Origin of the sequence: Capsulimonas corticalis (assembly GCF_003574315.2) — a bacterium.
GTDB lineage: Bacteria > Armatimonadota > Armatimonadia > Armatimonadales > Capsulimonadaceae > Capsulimonas > Capsulimonas corticalis.
The window spans coordinates 3,575,495-3,593,700 of sequence record NZ_AP025739.1; the positions used below are offsets into that span (position 1 = coordinate 3,575,495).

At 60.6% G+C, this 18,206-nt stretch carries 15 protein-coding genes; 10 read left to right on the plus strand and 5 right to left on the minus strand.

The window, feature by feature from the left end; translation table 11 throughout:
- The first annotated feature begins 105 nt into the window (after positions 1-105).
- The 6 genes from D5261_RS15305 to D5261_RS15330 all read left to right on the plus strand — a co-directional run bounded on the left by D5261_RS15305 (position 106) and on the right by D5261_RS15330 (position 5,007).
- A complete protein-coding gene (locus D5261_RS15305) occupies positions 106-465 on the plus strand; it encodes a hypothetical protein (RefSeq protein ID WP_119320457.1) in 360 nt (119 codons plus the stop codon).
- 41 nt (positions 466-506) lie between these two features.
- The gene (locus D5261_RS15310) at positions 507-893 is read left to right on the plus strand and encodes a hypothetical protein (RefSeq protein ID WP_301002518.1); all 387 of its coding nucleotides are present in this window, start codon (positions 507-509) and stop codon (positions 891-893) included.
- Between the two features lie 92 nt (positions 894-985).
- Positions 986-2,059 carry a substrate-binding domain-containing protein gene (locus D5261_RS15315; protein ID WP_119320455.1) on the plus strand — a complete coding sequence of 358 codons (1,074 nt, stop codon included), beginning with the start codon at positions 986-988 and terminating at the stop codon, positions 2,057-2,059.
- A 35-nt stretch (positions 2,060-2,094) separates the two neighbouring features.
- The gene (locus D5261_RS15320) at positions 2,095-2,940 is read left to right on the plus strand and encodes a DUF1559 family PulG-like putative transporter (protein WP_119320454.1); all 846 of its coding nucleotides are present in this window, start codon (positions 2,095-2,097) and stop codon (positions 2,938-2,940) included.
- Between the two features lie 9 nt (positions 2,941-2,949).
- Positions 2,950-4,134, plus strand: coding sequence for a GDSL-type esterase/lipase family protein (locus D5261_RS15325; RefSeq protein ID WP_119320453.1), 1,185 nt, complete (start codon positions 2,950-2,952; stop codon positions 4,132-4,134).
- 165 nt (positions 4,135-4,299) lie between these two features.
- Positions 4,300-5,007 (plus strand): hypothetical protein, encoded by a 708-nt coding sequence (locus D5261_RS15330; protein WP_119320452.1) that lies wholly within the window; start codon positions 4,300-4,302, stop codon positions 5,005-5,007.
- An 83-nt stretch (positions 5,008-5,090) separates the two neighbouring features.
- On the opposite strand, the gene D5261_RS15335 is transcribed toward D5261_RS15330, so the two are convergent.
- From D5261_RS15335 to D5261_RS15350, 4 genes are all read right to left on the minus strand, one after another.
- The gene (locus D5261_RS15335; RefSeq protein ID WP_119320451.1) at positions 5,091-9,407 is read right to left on the minus strand and encodes a beta-sandwich domain-containing protein; all 4,317 of its coding nucleotides are present in this window, start codon (positions 9,405-9,407) and stop codon (positions 5,091-5,093) included.
- 94 nt (positions 9,408-9,501) lie between these two features.
- Positions 9,502-10,380: a DUF1559 family PulG-like putative transporter gene (locus D5261_RS15340; protein ID WP_119320450.1), complete on the minus strand. Its 879-nt coding sequence runs from the start codon at positions 10,378-10,380 to the stop codon at positions 9,502-9,504.
- 340 nt (positions 10,381-10,720) lie between these two features.
- On the minus strand, positions 10,721-11,872 hold the full coding sequence (locus tag D5261_RS15345) for a hypothetical protein (RefSeq protein WP_119320449.1): 1,152 nt from the start codon (positions 11,870-11,872) through the stop codon (positions 10,721-10,723).
- Between the two features lie 129 nt (positions 11,873-12,001).
- Positions 12,002-12,907 carry a glycoside hydrolase family 43 protein gene (locus D5261_RS15350; protein ID WP_218025535.1) on the minus strand — a complete coding sequence of 302 codons (906 nt, stop codon included), beginning with the start codon at positions 12,905-12,907 and terminating at the stop codon, positions 12,002-12,004.
- A 207-nt stretch (positions 12,908-13,114) separates the two neighbouring features.
- Here D5261_RS15350 and D5261_RS15355 point away from each other — a divergent pair, with 207 nt between their 5' ends.
- Positions 13,115-14,065 carry a PA14 domain-containing protein gene (locus tag D5261_RS15355; protein ID WP_119320447.1) on the plus strand — a complete coding sequence of 317 codons (951 nt, stop codon included), beginning with the start codon at positions 13,115-13,117 and terminating at the stop codon, positions 14,063-14,065.
- Positions 14,066-14,204: 139 nt separating this feature from the next.
- On the opposite strand, the gene D5261_RS15360 is transcribed toward D5261_RS15355, so the two are convergent.
- Positions 14,205-15,197: a hypothetical protein gene (locus D5261_RS15360; protein WP_125205869.1), complete on the minus strand. Its 993-nt coding sequence runs from the start codon at positions 15,195-15,197 to the stop codon at positions 14,205-14,207.
- Between the two features lie 135 nt (positions 15,198-15,332).
- Here D5261_RS15360 and D5261_RS15365 point away from each other — a divergent pair, with 135 nt between their 5' ends.
- The 3 genes from D5261_RS15365 (at position 15,333) to D5261_RS15375 (ending at position 18,203) form a co-directional block, all read left to right on the plus strand.
- Entirely contained in the window at positions 15,333-16,343 is a 1,011-nt protein-coding gene (locus tag D5261_RS15365) for an NAD(P)-binding domain-containing protein (RefSeq protein ID WP_119320445.1), read from the plus strand.
- A 71-nt stretch (positions 16,344-16,414) separates the two neighbouring features.
- Positions 16,415-17,281: a DUF817 domain-containing protein gene (locus tag D5261_RS15370; RefSeq protein ID WP_218025534.1), complete on the plus strand. Its 867-nt coding sequence runs from the start codon at positions 16,415-16,417 to the stop codon at positions 17,279-17,281.
- A gap of 244 nt (positions 17,282-17,525) precedes the next feature.
- On the plus strand, positions 17,526-18,203 hold the full coding sequence (locus D5261_RS15375) for an HAD family hydrolase (protein WP_165864045.1): 678 nt from the start codon (positions 17,526-17,528) through the stop codon (positions 18,201-18,203).
- Positions 18,204-18,206: the final 3 nt, after the last annotated feature.

Genomic DNA, 18,206 nt, shown 5'->3' on the forward strand with positions numbered 1-18,206 from the left:
CGGGTTATGCCGACTGGGTTCGACGCGGAGGACGATATTTCCTGCCGTCGTACGGATGTTCTTAGGAAGGAAGCCGAATGAGTTTCGTGGAATTGGAAATCAAAAATGGCGCTATGGGGAACAACACGCGTGGATTACGAAAATTTTGACAATGATTCTGGTTCTTCCGACGAGGAGTATTCCGCATTCGTCGAGTGGCTGTCGGAACTCACCGCGATGGATTTGCGAGAAGCGAAAGGCGATCCTGAGAAGCAGAAACAGGCGCTTTGCCGCTACTATAAGCGTGGCGAGAGAGCGAATCTGACAATCGGAGAGCTGATTGACTTCTTAGGGGTGAGCAGTCCGTCGATCATCGACATGGCAGACTATACGGAAGAAGAAGGGGACGATCTGATGCAGATTTCGGATGCCCTTACGCAGGATGAGATCGCTCAGATCGTTCTCCCCGTCATATCGCAAAGCTAAGGCTAGGGAATCGAAGCATGACTTACTATATTCGTTACGTTTTGACCGATGAGAAGCCGATTACTCTGTCGGAAATCGTTCCGGTGGTGGAGGCGCATTCCTCCGATTATCATATGGACGGCGACACTATCTCGTTTACCAATGAACCCATTGGAATTGTAGAGATCAATGCTCCCGGCGATGGCGTGTTCGAGGACGATATCGCACTGTTGAAGGAATTTGCGGAGCAGAAACAAAGCAAAGATATGCTGCTGACCGAATTGCAGCGCGCCAAGAGCATGCTGACGATTCAGGTTGTTTTCATGCTGGAACATGACGCTATCTTTGAGGCGCTCGATCCATTGCTGGATTGGCTTCTCGCCAATAGGGCGGGATTGCTTGTCGATGAAGGCGGCTACTTCCAAAATGCATCGGGCGATTTGGAGTAATAAAATAATTTAGAAAATACCAAAAACGGTATTGAATTTCAAAATACCATGTATAATATCGGTATGGAAGACTTTGTCGGAGTACTGAGCCGATGAGAAAAGTGGCGGTGGCGACGCAGTTGATCGAGAAGCGCATTGCGCATGCGGATCATGTGCTCGCTGGCATTCCGGGCGAACGGCAGCTGGCGGAGGAGTTGGGGATGAGCCGGACGACGGTTCGCATGGCGCTCCAGCAGTTGATGGATCAGGGGACGCTGGTTCGGCAGGAGAACGGACGGATCGGCGTTGCGGAGCCGGCGGACGGGCGGCTGAAGAAGCGGACGGTTGGCGTGGCGGCGCCCGCGATGGCGTCCGCGGATTTCGATCGATGGCGAGAGGGGATTCGCGGCGTCTTAGAGGGGCATCCGGTCACGGTGCGTCCGGTCGCTTACGCGCACTGGGCCGATCCCGCGCTCCAGGAAGCGCTGTCGCATTTCGATGGGATGTTTCTGATTCCTCCGGCCGAAAAGATTCCGGCGTGGCTGACGAGTAAAATACTGAATTCCTCGTGTCGTGTTGTTGTGCTGGACGAGGATGAGAGCGAAGCCGGCTTGCCTTCAGTGACGCTGTTCCCGCCGGCGGCGGAGCGTAAGCTTTTCGATCACCTTCGCCATCTCGGGCATCAGCGCATCGATTGTCTGAATGCGCAGGCGGAGGATGAAGTCATTCTCGGGCGTATCGCGGAGTGGCGGCGTTATCTGGATGAGGAGGGATTGCCGGGGCAGCTGCGCTCACACGCCGTGGCGAAACCGTTTGAATCGGCGTATCAGCTGATCCGAGACGCCCTTCAGGAAGGCCGGCCCGTGGCGTCCGCGATCTTCTGCACCACTGGCCCGGCGGCGATCGGCGCGATGCGGGCCTTGCACGAGGCGGGACTGGAAATCGGGGTGGATGTGTCCGTGTGCGCTGTCAACGGTGAAGGCATCGGTCAATATCTGCTCCGCAGTCTGACGGAACTTGCATCCCCGCCGCGCGCCCTTTATTTACAGCGCGCCGCCGAGTGGATGCTGGGCGAAGGGCCATGGGAGGGGCCGCTCCTGATTCAGCCCCAGGATGTACCGCTGTTCGAAGGGGAATCGACCGGGCCAGCCCCCGCGTCGCCGATCGTATCCCTGCGTCGAGGCTGACGATTCTCTCTTAATCATTACTCAAGGAGACTGTTATGTTTATTGCCGTAAAACGAAGCCGATTCGGCTTCACGCTGATTGAATTGCTCGTTGTCATCGCAATTATCGCGATCCTTGCCGCCATCTTATTCCCTGTTTTCGCCAAAGCCCGCGAAAAAGCGCGCCAGATTTCCTGCGCGTCCAACCTGAAGCAGCTCAGCATCGCCATGCTGCAATACACCCAGGATAACGACGAGATGTTTCCTCTGGGACAGCCATTCTTCACGGGGTATGACGGCATCGGCTGGGGCGGCCGCATCCACACCTATCTCAAGAGCGCGGCGGTTTACCAGTGCCCCGACGATGCGACCGCCCCGATTGGCCCCGGCTCGTCCACATATGTCAGCTATGGCTTCAACCGAAGCTTGACATTCGCCAATGGAAGCGCCTATCCCGGCCCAACGGGACATATCGCGCAACTGAACTCGCCCTCGAAAACGGTCATGCTCAACGAAGTGCGCAACTGCTGGGCCGCCGTCTTCCCGATCCCGGGAACCACCTATTCGAACATCAATGAATTCTATACGGCGAGCCTGAACGGTGTCTGGAACGCGCAGGGCAACGCCAACGGAAGCAATATCCTCTATGTGACCGGAACGCTGGGCGGCCGGGCGCGAAGCGCCAACTCCTATATCGACTCGGCTACGCTTGGGCGGCATACGGACGGCTCGAACTTCCTGATGTGCGACGGTCATGTGAAGTGGCTCAAGGGCGGCAGCGTCTCCTCCGGCTTCAACGCCCCCAGCTCCACAAGCGATCAAGGCTTCGGCGACGACGGCTCCGCCGCCTCCGCCGCCGGCACGGACAACGCAAATTACGCCGTCACCTACTCAGCTTATTAAGGGAGCGATATGAAGAACGGGATTTTACTTGCCGGCGGGGCGCTGGCGCTGCTGGCGCCGGCGTCCGGGGCGTTCGCGGCGCCACTGGATCTGGCGCTCCACAAGACGTTTGTCTCCAGCGACCCGAATGGTTCGGGCTGGAATCAGGGACTGACCGATGGATCGTGGGAGACCGACGCCGGGAAGACTTTCGCGGCCGGCGGCTCGGAGACGTTTCCGAAGACGGCCACGGTCGATCTGGAAGCGCCGGCATTGCTCGGATATGTGGCGATCGGGGCGCCGTCCTTTGGCTCGACCAAAACGGTGGAGCTGTCTCTGAGCACGGACGACGCGCAATTTACCAAGGTCGGCAGTTACGTCTTTTCCCAGAAAAAGGCCGAATACCATCTCTTCTCATTTGCGCCGGAGACGGCTCGGTATGTGCGCCTGACTTATGTCGATCGCTACTCCGAGTCGGTCGACTACCCGGCGGTTTACGTCTTCACGACCGAGGTGGCCGTTTATGCGCCGGGGGATGCGCCGCCGGTCCCGCATATCGGCCCGGAGGCGTCGGACGAACCCGCGCCCAAGCTGAACCGCGACGGGCAGGTTGATCCCTCGTTTCTGGAGGCGCACGAATCGTTTCTCAAGCGCGGCAAGGAAGGGCCGATTGGGGTTCTGTTTATTGGGGATTCGATCACTCACCGCTGGCTGAATTCCAGGGACATCTGGGATAAGTATTATGGACAGTACGATCCCGCCGATTTTGGCGTTGAGGGCGACCGCACCGAGCACGTTCTCTGGCGCTTCGAGAACGGGGAGCTCGATGGCGTCCATCCCAAAGTCGTGGTGCTGATGATCGGCACGAACAACATGAGCGAGCCGGCGGACGAGATTATACGGGGCGATACGAAGATCGTCTCCGAAATCCATCGCCGCCTTCCCGAGACCAAAGTGCTGCTGCTGGGCGTCTTCCCGCGCGGCGCCAAGGCGGACGATCCCGTGCGCGCCAAGATCAAAGGGATCAACGCGGAGCTGGCGAAGCTCGATGACGGCGGCAAGACTCGGTTTCTCGATATCGGCGACAAGTTCCTGGACGCCAATGGAGGGATCACGAAGGAAATGATGGCGGACGCCCTGCACCCGGAGCACATCGGTTATCAAATCTGGGCCGACGCCATGCAGCCTCTGTTCGATGAAATGATGAAGCCGTAGGAAGATTTACCGTCGTCGCCATTCACGATTGCGCAATAAATGGCGACGACGGTTTATTAGAACACTCTTATTGACGCCTTAGGGCTTATCCCTTATACTGAATCCGCACGTTGTTCGCGTCGCCAGCAAGTGAATGGCGGAAGATGATGACTAGAAGGAGGGGGTATGACTAAGTTCGTCATCGGTTTGGGACTGAGCGTGATGGCGCTAGGCGCCGCCGGCTCTCGGCAGACAGATGCTGCTCCTATCTTGGCTTCGTATTCACACGACGCCTCCGCGTCGAGCAGCACGTTTTCCGGCGATTATCGCCGCGTGCGGGCCGGAAGCCCGCGAACGGGATATCATTGGGCATATGTCGAGCGGAGCGATCAGGCGACGAGCGCCAGCGGGGTCGCTCCGCTCAATGGATCGACGGGAACGCAGCTTTCGACGGGGACATTCTTTGCCCCGGTCTACTCTGGATCCGGTATTTCCTCCAATACGTTCTCGGATACGGACACACTGGCCGTCCTGCACGTCCAGGTCAATGCAGCGACGACGCTGACCACGCCGCCGACCGGATACCAGGCCGTGAACGTTTCGGCGCGCGCCTCCGATTCGTTCGTTTTTACGCTGGACACCGATACCGACGTTCAGCTGACCGTTTCCGGAACGCCGGGGCAGGCTGTCCGGCTGATCGATCTGGCGAGCAATGAATCGATCTTCGCCGGTTCGACGGGCGGATTCCACGACACGCTGTCGGCGGGCGAATACGAGGTCGTTGGAACGGTGTGGATCAACGCCACACAGAATACGCTGTTTGGTACGATGGTCGATCTCGGCCAGACGTCCTACTCGCTGGACTATACGCTGAAGGTTTCCCCGCCGACGTAACGCATCGTGTTTTGGGAAACTCGCAGGGGCGCACGCGGCTTATTCAGCGCGTGCGCCCCCTTCTCGTTTTTCAGGGCGCTCCGTTACGAACGCGGCATTGCCGGCATCAATGCCTGTACGGAGGCGCGGGAGAGCGCTTTGTTCCAGATCGTGAAGTCCTGGAGCTGTCCTTGGAAGCGTCCGGCGTCGGTCCAGGGGCCGCTGGGGGCGAGGTGGACGACCGGGACGGCGTCGGCGAGGGCGGCCGGTGCGGCGGCGATCTCTTTGGCGTTTTTGTAGATGCGAATGGTGTCGCCGTCGTAGGTGACGGTGATCATCTGCCACTGGCCGAGGTCGTAGGGAGTATGCGTGGGGACGTCGACTCCGCTGCCCCAGAAGTGGACGCCGTCGCCGTTGAAGCACCCCAGGTAACGCTGCTGCCCATGGGTGTCCTTGGTGTCTCCGAAGCCGCCGATCAGGGTGAGCTTATTTGGCTGTTCGGTCATAAAGACGAACGTGCTGATCGTCCAAGGATCTCCGCCTTTGCTGGGAAGGTTGGGGATATCGGTGAGGGCCGTGTCGGCTCCGTTGAATGCGCGGGGCGGCGCAATCTGAAGAACGGGCCGGGCGACGTCAAGGGCTATCCCGGTTCCCGCCTTGACCGTATTGCCGGCGATGTCGCGGACGCCGGACACGACGATGCGTGGAGTCTCTCCCAACGCCGGGGCGGACAGGGTGAGCGTGACGGCGCAGCCGTCGGCGCTCAGCGCGGCGGCCGTGACCGGGACGGGCGGCTGTAACTGGTAGGCGGCCGTGACCTCCGCCGAAGCGCGTTCCAGCGGCTCCGAGAATTTGAGCGCGACGGTCGGCGTGGTCGCGGCGGTTGTGGCCGACAGGATCGCAGGCGGCGTGGTGTCATTTACGGTGAGCTTGGCGCGGCTGATCGGACCGGCGGCTTTGCCGTTTTCGACGAGGATGGCTTGAACGGTGGCGGGCTTTGTCAGCAGGATGGGAGCGTCGTAAGCGGGAGAGTTCGGGCCGGGCGACGAGCCGTCCAGCGTATAGTGCATGGCGCCGCCTGAGTAAAGCGGCGGCTGGATCGTGACGGAGGTGGAGTCATCGAACACGCCGCCCGGCGGCGTAATTTGCGGCGCGGCGCCGCCGCTCCGGTCGAGCGTATCCATCAGGGGCTGGGCCGGAACGGTGTCGTCGTTCGGGTTCTGCGCGAGCGTGGCGGCCAGAATGTGAATGCGGGAGTCGCGGGGCAGGCGCAGAGCCTTCGCGACGTCGGGAATGTCGAGGGCGTATTGATAGAGGTAGCAAAACTGGTAAGGGGCGTTCTGGCCGTCGGCGAGCCGCTTGTGGTCGGCGTACCAGGCGATATTGGCCGTCTTGAGATAGCCAGGCGCCAGGCCGATCAGCGGGTTATGCCAGTCGAAGGCGTACTCTGGAACCACGCCGCCCCAGAGGCGCGTGTCCCACTGCCCGACAAAACCGTCCCAGCTCTGGATCTGGCGCGTGACGGGCTTGTCGTCCACGTGGAACGTCGCGGCGACATCGCCGTCGGAAGAGGCCGCGAGCAGATAAACGCGCCTGGCTTTGCCGGCGGCCAGCGGCAATGTCTGGCCTTTGCAGGCGACGGCGTTGCTGGCCGCAGCGGCGGGCGCCATCTGGAAAACAACGCCGCTGCTGCGGACCTGCGCGGGCAGCAGCTCTGAGGGAATGGCGCCGCCCCGGCCGTCGAAATCGCCGTTCGTCGCGCCCGGACCGGAGCTGAGTACGCGGACGTTATAGGGCAGGAGGATCGGCGTGCTCGCCGGGGGCGGCAGGGAGTTCTTCGCGGCGGCCAGTGTCAAAGCGAAGGCGCGCGGACGGTAGGGCTTCATGTCAAAGACGAGCTGGCCGTTTTTTACGTCCGCCGCGCCCATCGCCTGCTCCTGCCCGTTCACTTCCCGCGCGGAAAGAACCCGCGCAGCCATCGAGAGGCGCACGCCGTTCGCGGGCTTGCCGGTAAGCTCGTCGACGCGGACGATGACCTCGCGGCCGTCCTCGGCCTGTTTGATTGCGTCCACGGAAACCTGCGGCGTGCTGGTTTGCAGCAGTGTAAATGACTTGCCGAGCGTCCCTTGGTGCGCGGGAGCCTGAAAGGCGATCAAAGGCTGATTGAGCCGGGCGGCTTCCCAGGGCGTCTGACCCTGTCGCCAGTCGCCGGCGTGGCCTTGCAGCGCATACAAAATCTCGTGGCGCCCCCAGTCCTGGCTGCCCTGGTCTTGATAGCCGCCATTCGTCCCCGGCGTGTAGAGCAGGGTCAGACGAAGCGTATTGTTGTCGGGCTTGTCCGAACCGTACTTATCCTGAGTGAGCACCGAGACGCCGTAGGGCTGGCTTGCGTCGGTCAAATCGAACCACTGGTGCGCCGGGACTTCAAACTGGGCGGGATTGTTATTGCCGCGCTGGATCGTCCCCGGTCCCCAGTTATAGGTCGCGTCGGGGTTAGAAACCGACAGTGGGAAGACCGCCTTTAGCGCCGACTCCGGCGTCTTCCAGTCGATCAGACTGGCAATCTCCACGCGGTTTCCCGCCTCGCCGGCGCTGAGACGAATCGTCTGGACGAAACGCGACCCCTGCGCCCGCCGCTCGATCTGAAGCGCGACGCGGGCGGGGCCGTTTTCCGCGATACGCACGGTTGCGGGGCCGTCGACATAGGCGCGGGGCGGCTTTTGCTGGTCTTCCCAGTCCATATTCCAGGCGGGATAGCGTGCGGGATTCTCATGCTGGAAGGCGAGGCGCGCGGGCGCGGAGAGCATCTCGCGTTTCGCCGCCTTGTCGTAGACGCTCGAGATATCGCCGGCGGCGTTGAGCCGCACCCGGTAACGCTCGTTCTCCAGGCTGCGGCTCGTGACGCGCAGCGGCGAGGTCGCCGCGCCGGAGCTCTTAGCGCCCTGGACATCGTACGTGGCGAAGCCGACCGATGGGACATTCGCGGCGAACAACACCTGGAGCGCGTTGTCTTTTCGTCCGGTGATCTGCGACGGAACTTCGCGTCCGTTGGGGCCGACGACACGAATGGCGGCCGGCGCTTTTCCTGGGAACGCGATGCTCGCCGAAACGATGTCCTGGCGGGCGATGGACAGCGGATTGTACACGACGACGGGAACGCCCTGCGCGCGGGTGTCGAGCGCGCGGGCGACGCCGCCGGCGCTTTGCCGCAGGACGCCGGCGAACTCGTTCATCGCGATGCTCTGATCGTTCCAGGCATAGGAGAAGCTTTGAGGAAGCGCCGTGCCGGCCATGAGATCGTGGAACTGTCCGGGCAGGAAGCGCAGCCAGGCGTCGGTCAAACGCGCCTTGTCATAGGGGGCGGCGCCGAGCCAGTCGGCGGCGACCGATGCGCGCTCGGCGGCGTCGGCCAGAATTTCGTTCTTTCGGTTCCAGCGCTTCATATACGCCTGAGAACTGATGGAGCCGGCCGAATGGTTCGTCAGCAGCATATCGCCCTTGAGATGCGGCAGGCGCGATCTTTGCTCCGGCGTGACGGCGTCGAACAGCGCGGACAGCGGCGCCGAGACGACATGCGCTGGTCCGCCGCCCTGGACGCTCTTTTCCATCCAGCGCACCGAGTCTTCTGCGGGAGATCCGCCCTGATCTCCCGCGCCGTAATAACGCAGGTCGAGCGGGACGCCCGATTGTTTGACATCGGCTTGCAGCCGGTCGATCCAGACGGGATCGTGGCTCAAATCTTTGTCGATCGCGCTGCCGTAGCGTCCAGGGTTCAGCGCCGCCGTTACTGATTGGCCGTCCAGACCCTCCCACACGCCGACGTTGAATGGGATGCCGACGACGGATCCCAGAAACAGCTTCTGTGTCGAAAAGCCCTTGAGGCCGCAGTGAGCGAGAATGGTAGGGAGCGAACCGGGATAGCCAAAGGCGTCCGGGTCCATAAACTCATTGCTGGCGACGCCGAGTTCGCGGCGAAAATACTGATTGCCGTAGAGCACCTGCCGGACGAGCGATTCCTCCGACGGAATATCCAGGTCGCACTCCTCCACATTCGATCCGGCGGGGAACCAGCGTCCGGCGGCGACGTACTTTTTGAGCCGGGCGAAATCGTCCGGGTAATACTCCTGCATCAAGCGATATCGATTGGAGCCCGTCCAGTTGAAAATATAATCCGGATACTTTTCGAACAGATCGAAGTTCTGGCGGAGGGTATTAGGCAGGTATTCGCGGATCACCTGCGGATAGCTCCAGCGCCACTCGGTGTCCAAATGCGAATACCCGATCACATAGAGTGTCGGGTCCTGAGGGGAATTGGGCTGCGGATGAGCGGACGCGGTCTGAGCGCGCGCGATAGGATCCAGGCCGGGGAGGCCCAGCAGCAGCGCCGCGCCCAGAAACGCCAGGGAATATTTTCTTGCCATTATGGTGTGATTTTGTCCGATTTGCGGGAAAGTTTCAAGCCGGGAATGGCGCGGGCCGGAGGGGACGCCTCCGGCCCGTGCGTGAAATAGGAAGCTACGGGCTGACGACCGTGTCCGGCTTCTGGAGCTTGAACATGTAGAAGTCGTTCGCGCGCACTTCGGTCCAGCGGCGGAACTTCGCGGAGCCGTCGGCCATCACGTAGTTGGAGCCGGTTCCGCTGACGTGGCCGGCGGTCGGCTGCCGATTGTTGAGGCCGCTGCACGCATTGGGCAGGCTCATGGCCGTGCCGGGCGCCGCGTTCGGCGTGCGTCCCGCCAGTTTCCACAGGTCGCAGTTGGCGAAGATCGAGCCGCTGGGGCTGCCGACATAAGAGGAGTCGGTGGCGGCGTAGTTCACGGCGGGCCAGATTTCGGCAAGGGCGATCGTGTTGGACGGCTGATCGACGGCGGCGATGGCGACGCCTGTTCTGGGGGCTGAGCCATTCACGCCGTTGTAAGTGCTCAGACCCGTATTGGCGTCCGTGCCGTTGGCCTGGTCCGTGGTGATCTGAGCGATATATGTGTACGAACGCGGGATGGCTTGCGCCCGGTAGTTTTCGTCCCAGAACGACAGGCCGTTGCCTGCGGCGGCAGACACGCGCTGCTGATGGTCGCTGGGACAGGACCAGAGGCGGTCGTTCTTGATATAAGAATCCAGCTGCCGGTCGAGCGGCTCGCGGGCGTCGGTTCCGCCGTTAATCGTCGGCGCCGTTTCGAGGGCGCCGGGATATCGCTCGTCATTGTCCTGCACGTACATATTGAGACCGATCCCGATTTGGCGCAGGTTCGACAGACACGCGATCTGACGCGCTTTCTCGCGAGCCTGGGCGAAAACGGGAAAGAGTATTGCTGCGAGAATCGCTATAATGGCGATGACAACGAGTAATTCAATGAGTGTAAAGCCGCTTATTCCGTGCTTCCTGCTAAGTGACATCGATCGTGCTCCTTTGAAAATCAAATCTCTAGCGCCGCCTGCTGCAAGATCATTCTTGTGCAATTGATTGCGGGATGCAACGTATTATAGCACTCTTGGACAGCTCTGGATCCTAAGTTTTGTTAAGTTTAGATTAAGCTTTGGTCTGTTTTGTACAGTTCTGGTATAGTGTTTACTCTCGAATGTACGAAATTTCGTGATATTTTGAACGTAAAACACCCTGTCTCTGCTGATCGTTGTACAAAACATGAAATGGTGATTCGAATTGTACAAGGGACAATAGCAGGCGAGCATGATCCTGTCCCACAAGTGGCAGCTTGTGGGATCAAGAGTCGCGCGTTTAACAATCATCAGCCACATCCGCCTGGAACTCGGCGATGCACTCCATCATCGTTTCTTTCGTGATAAATCCTCGCTCGTAGTACTGCCGCACGGCGTCCGCCATCGTAATCATGTGTGCGTCCTGGCCGGCGCGCATCGCGGGGCGGAAATCGCGCTCTCCCGCCGCGATGAGCTTTTTCACGGACGGCGTTCCCAGAAGGATCTCGTAAGCGATGTGGCTGCCGCCGCCTTTTGTGTTCGGAATGCGATGCTGCGCGATGGCGGCGCAGAGATGCTCCGACAAGCAGCTTCGCACGCTCGCCGCCGCGTCGGCGGATCGGTCGATCAGGCGATTGATCGCCGTGGAGGTATCTTTGGCCGGCCCGGCGGCGATTACGGCGCAGCCGGCGTTCATGAGATCCAATGCGCAGCGCAGAGTGTCTCCATCGGCAAGATCGTCGATGTAAACGAGCTCCATGTCGCAGTCCCGGGCAAGGCGCAGGCCGTCGGCGGCGCTCGCGATATCCAAACCGACAAACATCTGCGTCACCATGCTCATCTTGCTTGTCTGAAGATATCCCGGATCGGACTCGATGGTGAGAGCGCGAAGGGTGCGCGACATATTGATTCCATTCAGCAGCGCGGCCGCCGTAGTTTTCGTGTCCCTGGCTTGACTTCCCGTCACCAGCATGAGCCCTTGCGGCTTCTGGACCATCCATGAAGTTGTGGCGGGGAACTGGAGATCCGTCAGCGTGGGCGCTTTTGAAATCAGCCGGCGCACCGCCGCCGTCCATTGCCGCGATCCGCCAAAGACCGTGACGAGGAAGAAAGATTTGTCGTGCTCCACAAGAATCCGGGCGGCGTAATTGGCGGCGATCGATTTCTGCTGCTGGGATGACAGCAGCGGCTCCAGCAGCGCCTGGATTTGTCCCTGATCGAAATTTGGTAAACGCGTCGAATGCGCTCGAACGCGGGGATACGCTGTGTCAGACCCACGAGGGAAAAGCACGGCCGCCAGCGGAGACGTTTCGGGATCTGGAAGCGGCGAGGCCGCCTCTTCGGCAGGGAGAAGGGCGCCGTCCACGCGCAGGACGGGCGGGAGGCCGGCGGCAAGGTGCATGTCCGTGGCGCTCCGATCGATCATCAGTTGCAGCAGGGAAGTGAATTCCATCAATGATTTCTCCGAGAAATAAAAAAATGAAAGCCGGGCCGATTTCCGTGTTAAGTATATAACGGAGATTTCGGCGTCCGGCTTCGCATTGGGCCAAAGATTTCTCGGAGAACGGCTGGGAAAGGCGCGTTAGCGGGCAGGGTGCGCGGGGACGCCGGTGTTGGTCAAAGTTACCGGGGCGATGGTCCCGTCGGCGCGGAATTCCAGTTTGTCCAGGCAGACCACGCGGTGGTTGCCATCGGTTTCCGTGAGCGGGCGGCGGTGGTAGCAGATGACCCAGTCGTCCTCCGCACCGGGCAGCAGAAGCACCGAGTGGTGGCCGGCGCCGCTGGCGATCTCGGGGTTATTCTCCAGGATCTTGCCGCCGTATTCGAACGGGCCAAATGGGTTGTCTGAGACGCCATAGGCCGCCATATAGGTATGGTCGGTCCAGCCGCCTTCACTCCACATCAAATAGTAAAGCCCCCGGCGCTTGACCATGAACGGCCCTTCGACATAGCCGGGAGAGGGCGTGATGTCCTGGAAGTCTTGATTGAAGGCGCACATCGTGGGGGTGAGACGGGCGACGACGCATTTCTTATGCCCGCCGAAGTAGAGATAGGATTGGCCGTCGTCATCATTGAAGCAATGCGCGTCGATCGGCTGCGCGCCGTGCGGGTAGTGTCCGACGATCGGCCGGCCGATGGCGTCGTGGAACGGCCCCGCCGGCGAATCGGACACGGCGACGCCCAGCCCCGCGCCGTCGCCCGCCGAAAAGTAAAAGTAATACTTGCCGTTCTTTTCGGCGCACGACGGCGCCCAGGCGGCGAAGTTCGTGGACCAGGGAACATCCTTGAAGTCCAGGATCACCCCTTCATTGCGCCAATCCGTCAGATCGTCCGAAGACCAGCATTCATAGGATGTCTGTTTCGAGTAAATATCGGAGGTGGTTGGATAGAGGTAGTACCGACCGCCGAAGCAGTGGATTTCGGGGTCGGCGTACCATCCGGGAAAGAGAGGGTTGCCGCTGGTGCGCGTCTCGATAACCGTCATCATGTTCTCCTGCAAGTGCAAACAAGTTTCCGAATAGTTTACAACATCTGACGGAAAATTGGGCGATCCATTCGGCCCGTATTTTTGCGGATTTCTGGCGCGGCGGCCAAAAATGTGATATAACAGTAAGCAAGCGCTGATTTATGTATAGGGTATTTTGTAGTTCTGAATGCGATATTTGTCATATAAAAATAACGGAGGTGCTGAGTGATGGTCGTTCGTCTTTCCTCGCGCATGCCGGCATGCGCCGCCGCCGGATTATGGATGCTGGGCCTGCCTCTGTGCGCGCAGGCGGTGGATTCTCCCAACGCGGCCGCCGGCGCTGTTCCCGCGCCCGCCGCGTCGACCGGACCGACGGCTCCGGCCAATGTCACCGCCAAGCCCATCAGCGCCACCCGGCTGGATGTGGCCTGGGCAGACAAGTCCGATAACGAAGATAATTTTGAAGTCGAGATTTCATCCGACGGGACGAACTACACGAGCGCCGGCCGGACCGCCGACAACACGACGGATTTCGCCTGCACGGGCCTCAAAGCCGATACAGTCTATCATGTCCGCGTGAGGGCGACGAATTCGCTGGGGCAATCGGCGTACGCCGTTTCGCCGGAAGTCTCGACGTATAGTTTGGGCACCGGATTGATGGGCCATTACTTCCATCGCCCTGGCAATGGCAAGCCCCCCAAGGCGATGTTCAACCGAGTCGATCCGTACATTAGCTTTGAATGGACGAACGGTCTTCAAAGCGACGAGTCGGGCGCCGAGTACAATTTTATGATCGTCTGGACCGGACAGATCACGCCGGTGTATTCGGAGACTTACACGTTCTACACGGAATCCGATGACGGCTCGCGTCTCTGGGTGGATGGAAAACAACTGGTTGACGACTGGGTGGATCAGTCGGCGACGGAGAAGAGCGGGACGATCGATCTGAAGGCCGGCCAGAAGTACGACATCAAGGTCGCGTACTACGCCAACGGCGTCGGCTCCTCCTCCATGAAGCTGAGCTGGTCGAGCGCGAGCCAGGCGAAAGAGATCGTTCTCCCGTGCCAGTTCGATCCCAAGACCGCCAAGGAGACGGAAGCCGCCGCATCGAAGATCCAGGCGCAAAAGGGCCTGGCGCTGCTCAAGCCTGCGGCGAAGAAGAAGGCTGCGGCGCAATAAGTCGCGGCCCTCCCCCTCGGCTCACTGGGGTAGGTTCCTGTTCGGCCGTTTTCACCGGTCGGCATGCCGGCGAGACGAATATCCAGAAAATCTACCTCAATGAGCCTCTGTGGGGGCCAGGGGCGCCGTGCCTTACCTATTATTGCGCGGCTGGAGCCGGCGCGGCGGGCGCGTCGCTATCTACGCGTGTGGTTGTGGTCGTCATGTCCATATGGACTTTGGCGGCGCCGGCTGTGGCGGCGGGCTTTTTTTGTTTGGCGACGGTTTTGGCGCTTGGTTTGGCGGCCGCCGGCGCCGGGGCGTTCACCGTGGCGTCGAAGTGGCCGGTGGAGGTCTGCGATTTGATCGAGCCGGCGTCCACATCGAACAGCAGGACGCCGTTCATATGGATCGCACCGCCGAGCTTGAAGCCCGCGGGCAGAGCGGTGGCGGCGCTGGAGCTGATGACGCCCGTGACGCTTTGTGCGATCTGCGCGATTACGGCCCCGTCGGACGGCGTCAGCGACGAAAGCTTGAAATTGGATGTGACCTTCGCGCCGACGGCGCTGACGTCGATCAGGCTTTTCCAGGTGTCGCCTGGCTTCACGGAGTCGGTGGGGAATACGCCGTTCTGCTGGTAGACGCCGACTTTGCTCATGTCAAAGCCCGGAGTTTTCGTGGGGGCGTCGATCTTGACCGAAAGAACTTTTCCCGTCGAAGACAGCACCAGGGTCGTCACATTCGCCAACTGCGCCTTCATCGCCTCGCTCGTGGGAACGGACTGACCGTTCAGCGTCATGGCGATCGATTCGATCTTCACCGCCAGCGTCGTGGCGTCCTTCGCCGCATCCACGCTCTGCACGGTCTGACTGGAGACGGTTTCAATGTGCTGCTTGATTGGGATCCCCGGGCTTTGCGGCGACGTGGTGATCTTCATATCGAGATCGGCCACGGTGCTGTATCGGAGCACCTGCCCGGGAGCGAACTTGTAGCGTAGGAGCGCCTTGTCGGTAGCGGGAGGCGTGACCGGGCGGGCGAGAGTCGGCGCGGCGGGCGGCGCGGGCGGCTGATCGTTATCTTGTGCGCGCAGGGGGGCGCTGGCGGCGGACGCCAGCAGCGCGGCGGCCAGGATCGGTGTGTAACGGCTATTCATCGGCGTTTCCTTATCGAACGTTGAGATATCAAACTGGCGCGGCGCCGATTGCACGGACGCCTCTTCTCATAGAATACCCGAGTCTCCCCCGGCGCGGTTCCTTCATTCTGAGGGCCGACTGGGTAGAATACCCATATGCCTGACCTCTTGGACCTTTTCATTGTGGGCGCCGGCCCCGCCGGGCTCGCAGCCGCCTGCGCGGCGCAGGACGCCGGCCTGACTTATCTCGTGGTGGAGCGGCAAGGCGTCGTACAGTCGCTCGTGGACCATCCGCAGCAGATCCAATACTTTTCTCCCTCCGATGAGATGGCGATCGGCGGCGTTCCGTTCTTCGCGCCCGGCGGTCATAAGCCGACGCGGGAACAGGCGCTGGCGTACTACCGCGCCGTGGCCGCCACGCGCAAGCTGAACCTCGCGACCTGGGAAGAAGTCATCGCGGCCGAGCGGGTGGGGGAACCGGCGGCGAACGAAGGCTTTTTGATCAAAACACAGCGCCGGATCGCCGGCGAGGGCGAAACGCGCGTCTGGCGCGCCCGCACGCTCCTGGTCTGCGCCGGCACGTTTCCCAACCCCCGACCGCTGCGGGTTCCCGGCGCTCACTTGCCCAAGGTGCTCGCGCGCCTGGCCGATCCCACGCCTTATTTCGGACGGGATGTCCTCGTGGTCGGCGGCGGCAACTCGGCGGCCACCGCCGGCATGACCCTCGCGGAAGCCGGAGCCCGCGTCACCGTCGCCATGCGACGCGCGCCGGTCGATTTCCAAAATCATCTGCGCCCCTTTATCGTCCGCGATCTGAACATCATGGCCGAGGAGAAGCGACTGACGCTGCTCACCAATGTCTGTGTCGCAGGCGTCGGCTCCAAATCGGTCCATCTCGTCCCGGTTACCGGCTCCGAACCCGCCTTTGAACTCCCCAACGACTTCGTCTTCGCCATGCTCGGCCATACGGCGGACATGACGCTCTTTCACCGTCTTGGCCTGCCGCTCGCGGATGACGGCCTGCCGATTTACGACGACGAAACCGCGGAAACGCCCACGCCGGGAATCTATGTCGCCGGCTCTCTGTCGCGCGCCAACATCATTTTGGAATCGCGCCGCCGCGCGGTAGAGATTGTCGAGCGGCTCGTGAAACTGCGCGGCGCATAAGCAAAATCAGCGTCTTTGAATAATACTTTGTATTTCAAAGTTATTTGTGGTAATATTTCCATGGAGGCGATATGAACCCACTCACCCGACGTCTGGCGCGCTGGATCCCTTGGAAACCGAGATGGATGGCCGAGTTTGCTCGGCAGGAGCTGCTCGCCAGTGTCTTTCCGATTACCCTCTTTGCTTGTTTGGGCATAACGTCGTTCTTTCATGTCCTGGGGCTGGCGCGGTATGACGCCCTGCTGCTGCTTTGCATCGCGGCGCAGTACGTGATGTGGCGGATCGGGTGGGAGAGTACGGATGAGGTCAAGGTAATCGGCGTGTTCCATGTGCTGGGATTGACACTGGAAATCTTCAAGATCCATCACGGCTGCTGGAGCTATCCCGCCGAGGGATGGACGAAGATCGCGGGCGTGCCGCTTTACAGTGGCTTCATGTACGCCAGTGTCGCCAGTTATTTCTGCCAGGCGTGGCGGCGGCTGGAGATTCGACTGATCGCGTATCCCTCGCTGCGTGTTTCCGCGCCTCTGGCGGCGGCCATCTATCTGAACTTCTTCCTCGAACACTATTTGCCGGACGCCCGCCGGCTGCTGATTCCTCTGGTCTTTCTGGTCTTCGCGCGGACAAAGGCGCGTTATCGTATCGCCGGCGCTTTGTATCAAATGCCGGTTCCTCTCGGGCTGATGGCGGTCGGCTTCTTCGTCTGGATCGCGGAGAACATTGGGACGCTTCTGGGCGCCTGGCGCTATCCCAATCAGATCCATTCCTGGGGACTGGTCGATCCGGCGAAAGCGACCTCATGGTTTTTGCTGGTCGTCGTCACATTTTTGATCGTCGCGCAGCTCAAGCATGTCAAGGAAGATCGGGAAAGACGGCTCAGACGACGTGAAGGAGAGCGAATGCGCCGCGCGCGCCGGCAAATTGTGAGACAGACGTGAGACAGACATTCGTGTGTTTTCGCATTACAGCTTTTCGTAAGTAATAAGTGTTCATGAGAAATAGCAGCCACAGTTTGCTGATCCGTGCGTATTCGCCCGGGGCGTCACATTTGCGTTTGGATTGACAAACGCCCCGAGCCGTGATATAATGTCTTCATACTTTTCGAGCGCATCGCTCAGAGTAATCGCAGCGAGAGCCGGTCGGCTCCCGCTTTTTTTGTGTCTGGACATACTGGCGATTTTTATGTACCGTACGCTTCTCGTCGATTTCGACGGCACCCTTACCCCCTCCCTCACCCTCTGGCTTCAGGCATTTCAATACGCGCTGGACAAGCTGGGCCGGACTGTTCCCGAAGACACGATCATCAAGAGATTTTATTATCGACCGTATGAAGAGACGGCGGCGGAGTTCGATTTGGGATCGGGCAAAGTCTTTGAAGGTCACGTGATGGACGGTTTGACGATCACGCTGGCGAAGGCGGAGCTGTTCCCCGGAGCGCTGGACATGCTGGAAGCGGCGCGTGAATTGAGGATGGCCGTGGCGCTGGTGACCTCCTCGCCGCGCCCGCAGGTGATGTCGGGGCTGCGCAATATGGGGATTGAGGACGCCTTTGATGTGATTGTGTCCGGCGATGACGTCCGGCACTTCAAGCCGCATCCCGAGCCCGTCTTCAAGGCGCTGCATCTGCTGGAGCGCGGCCCGGATGAATGCCTGTTTGTCGGCGATTATACGACGGACGTTCTGGCCGGACATGCCGCAGGGGTGCACACCGCGCTGCATTTGCCCGCCGAACACGAGCCGTTTTATGACTTCGAAATGCTGCGCGCGACCCGCCCGACATTCACATTCACGCATTACGCGGAACTCATCGCCTTTATGCGCCGTACAAATATGCTGGAACCGACTTTGATTGGAGCTTAAGCA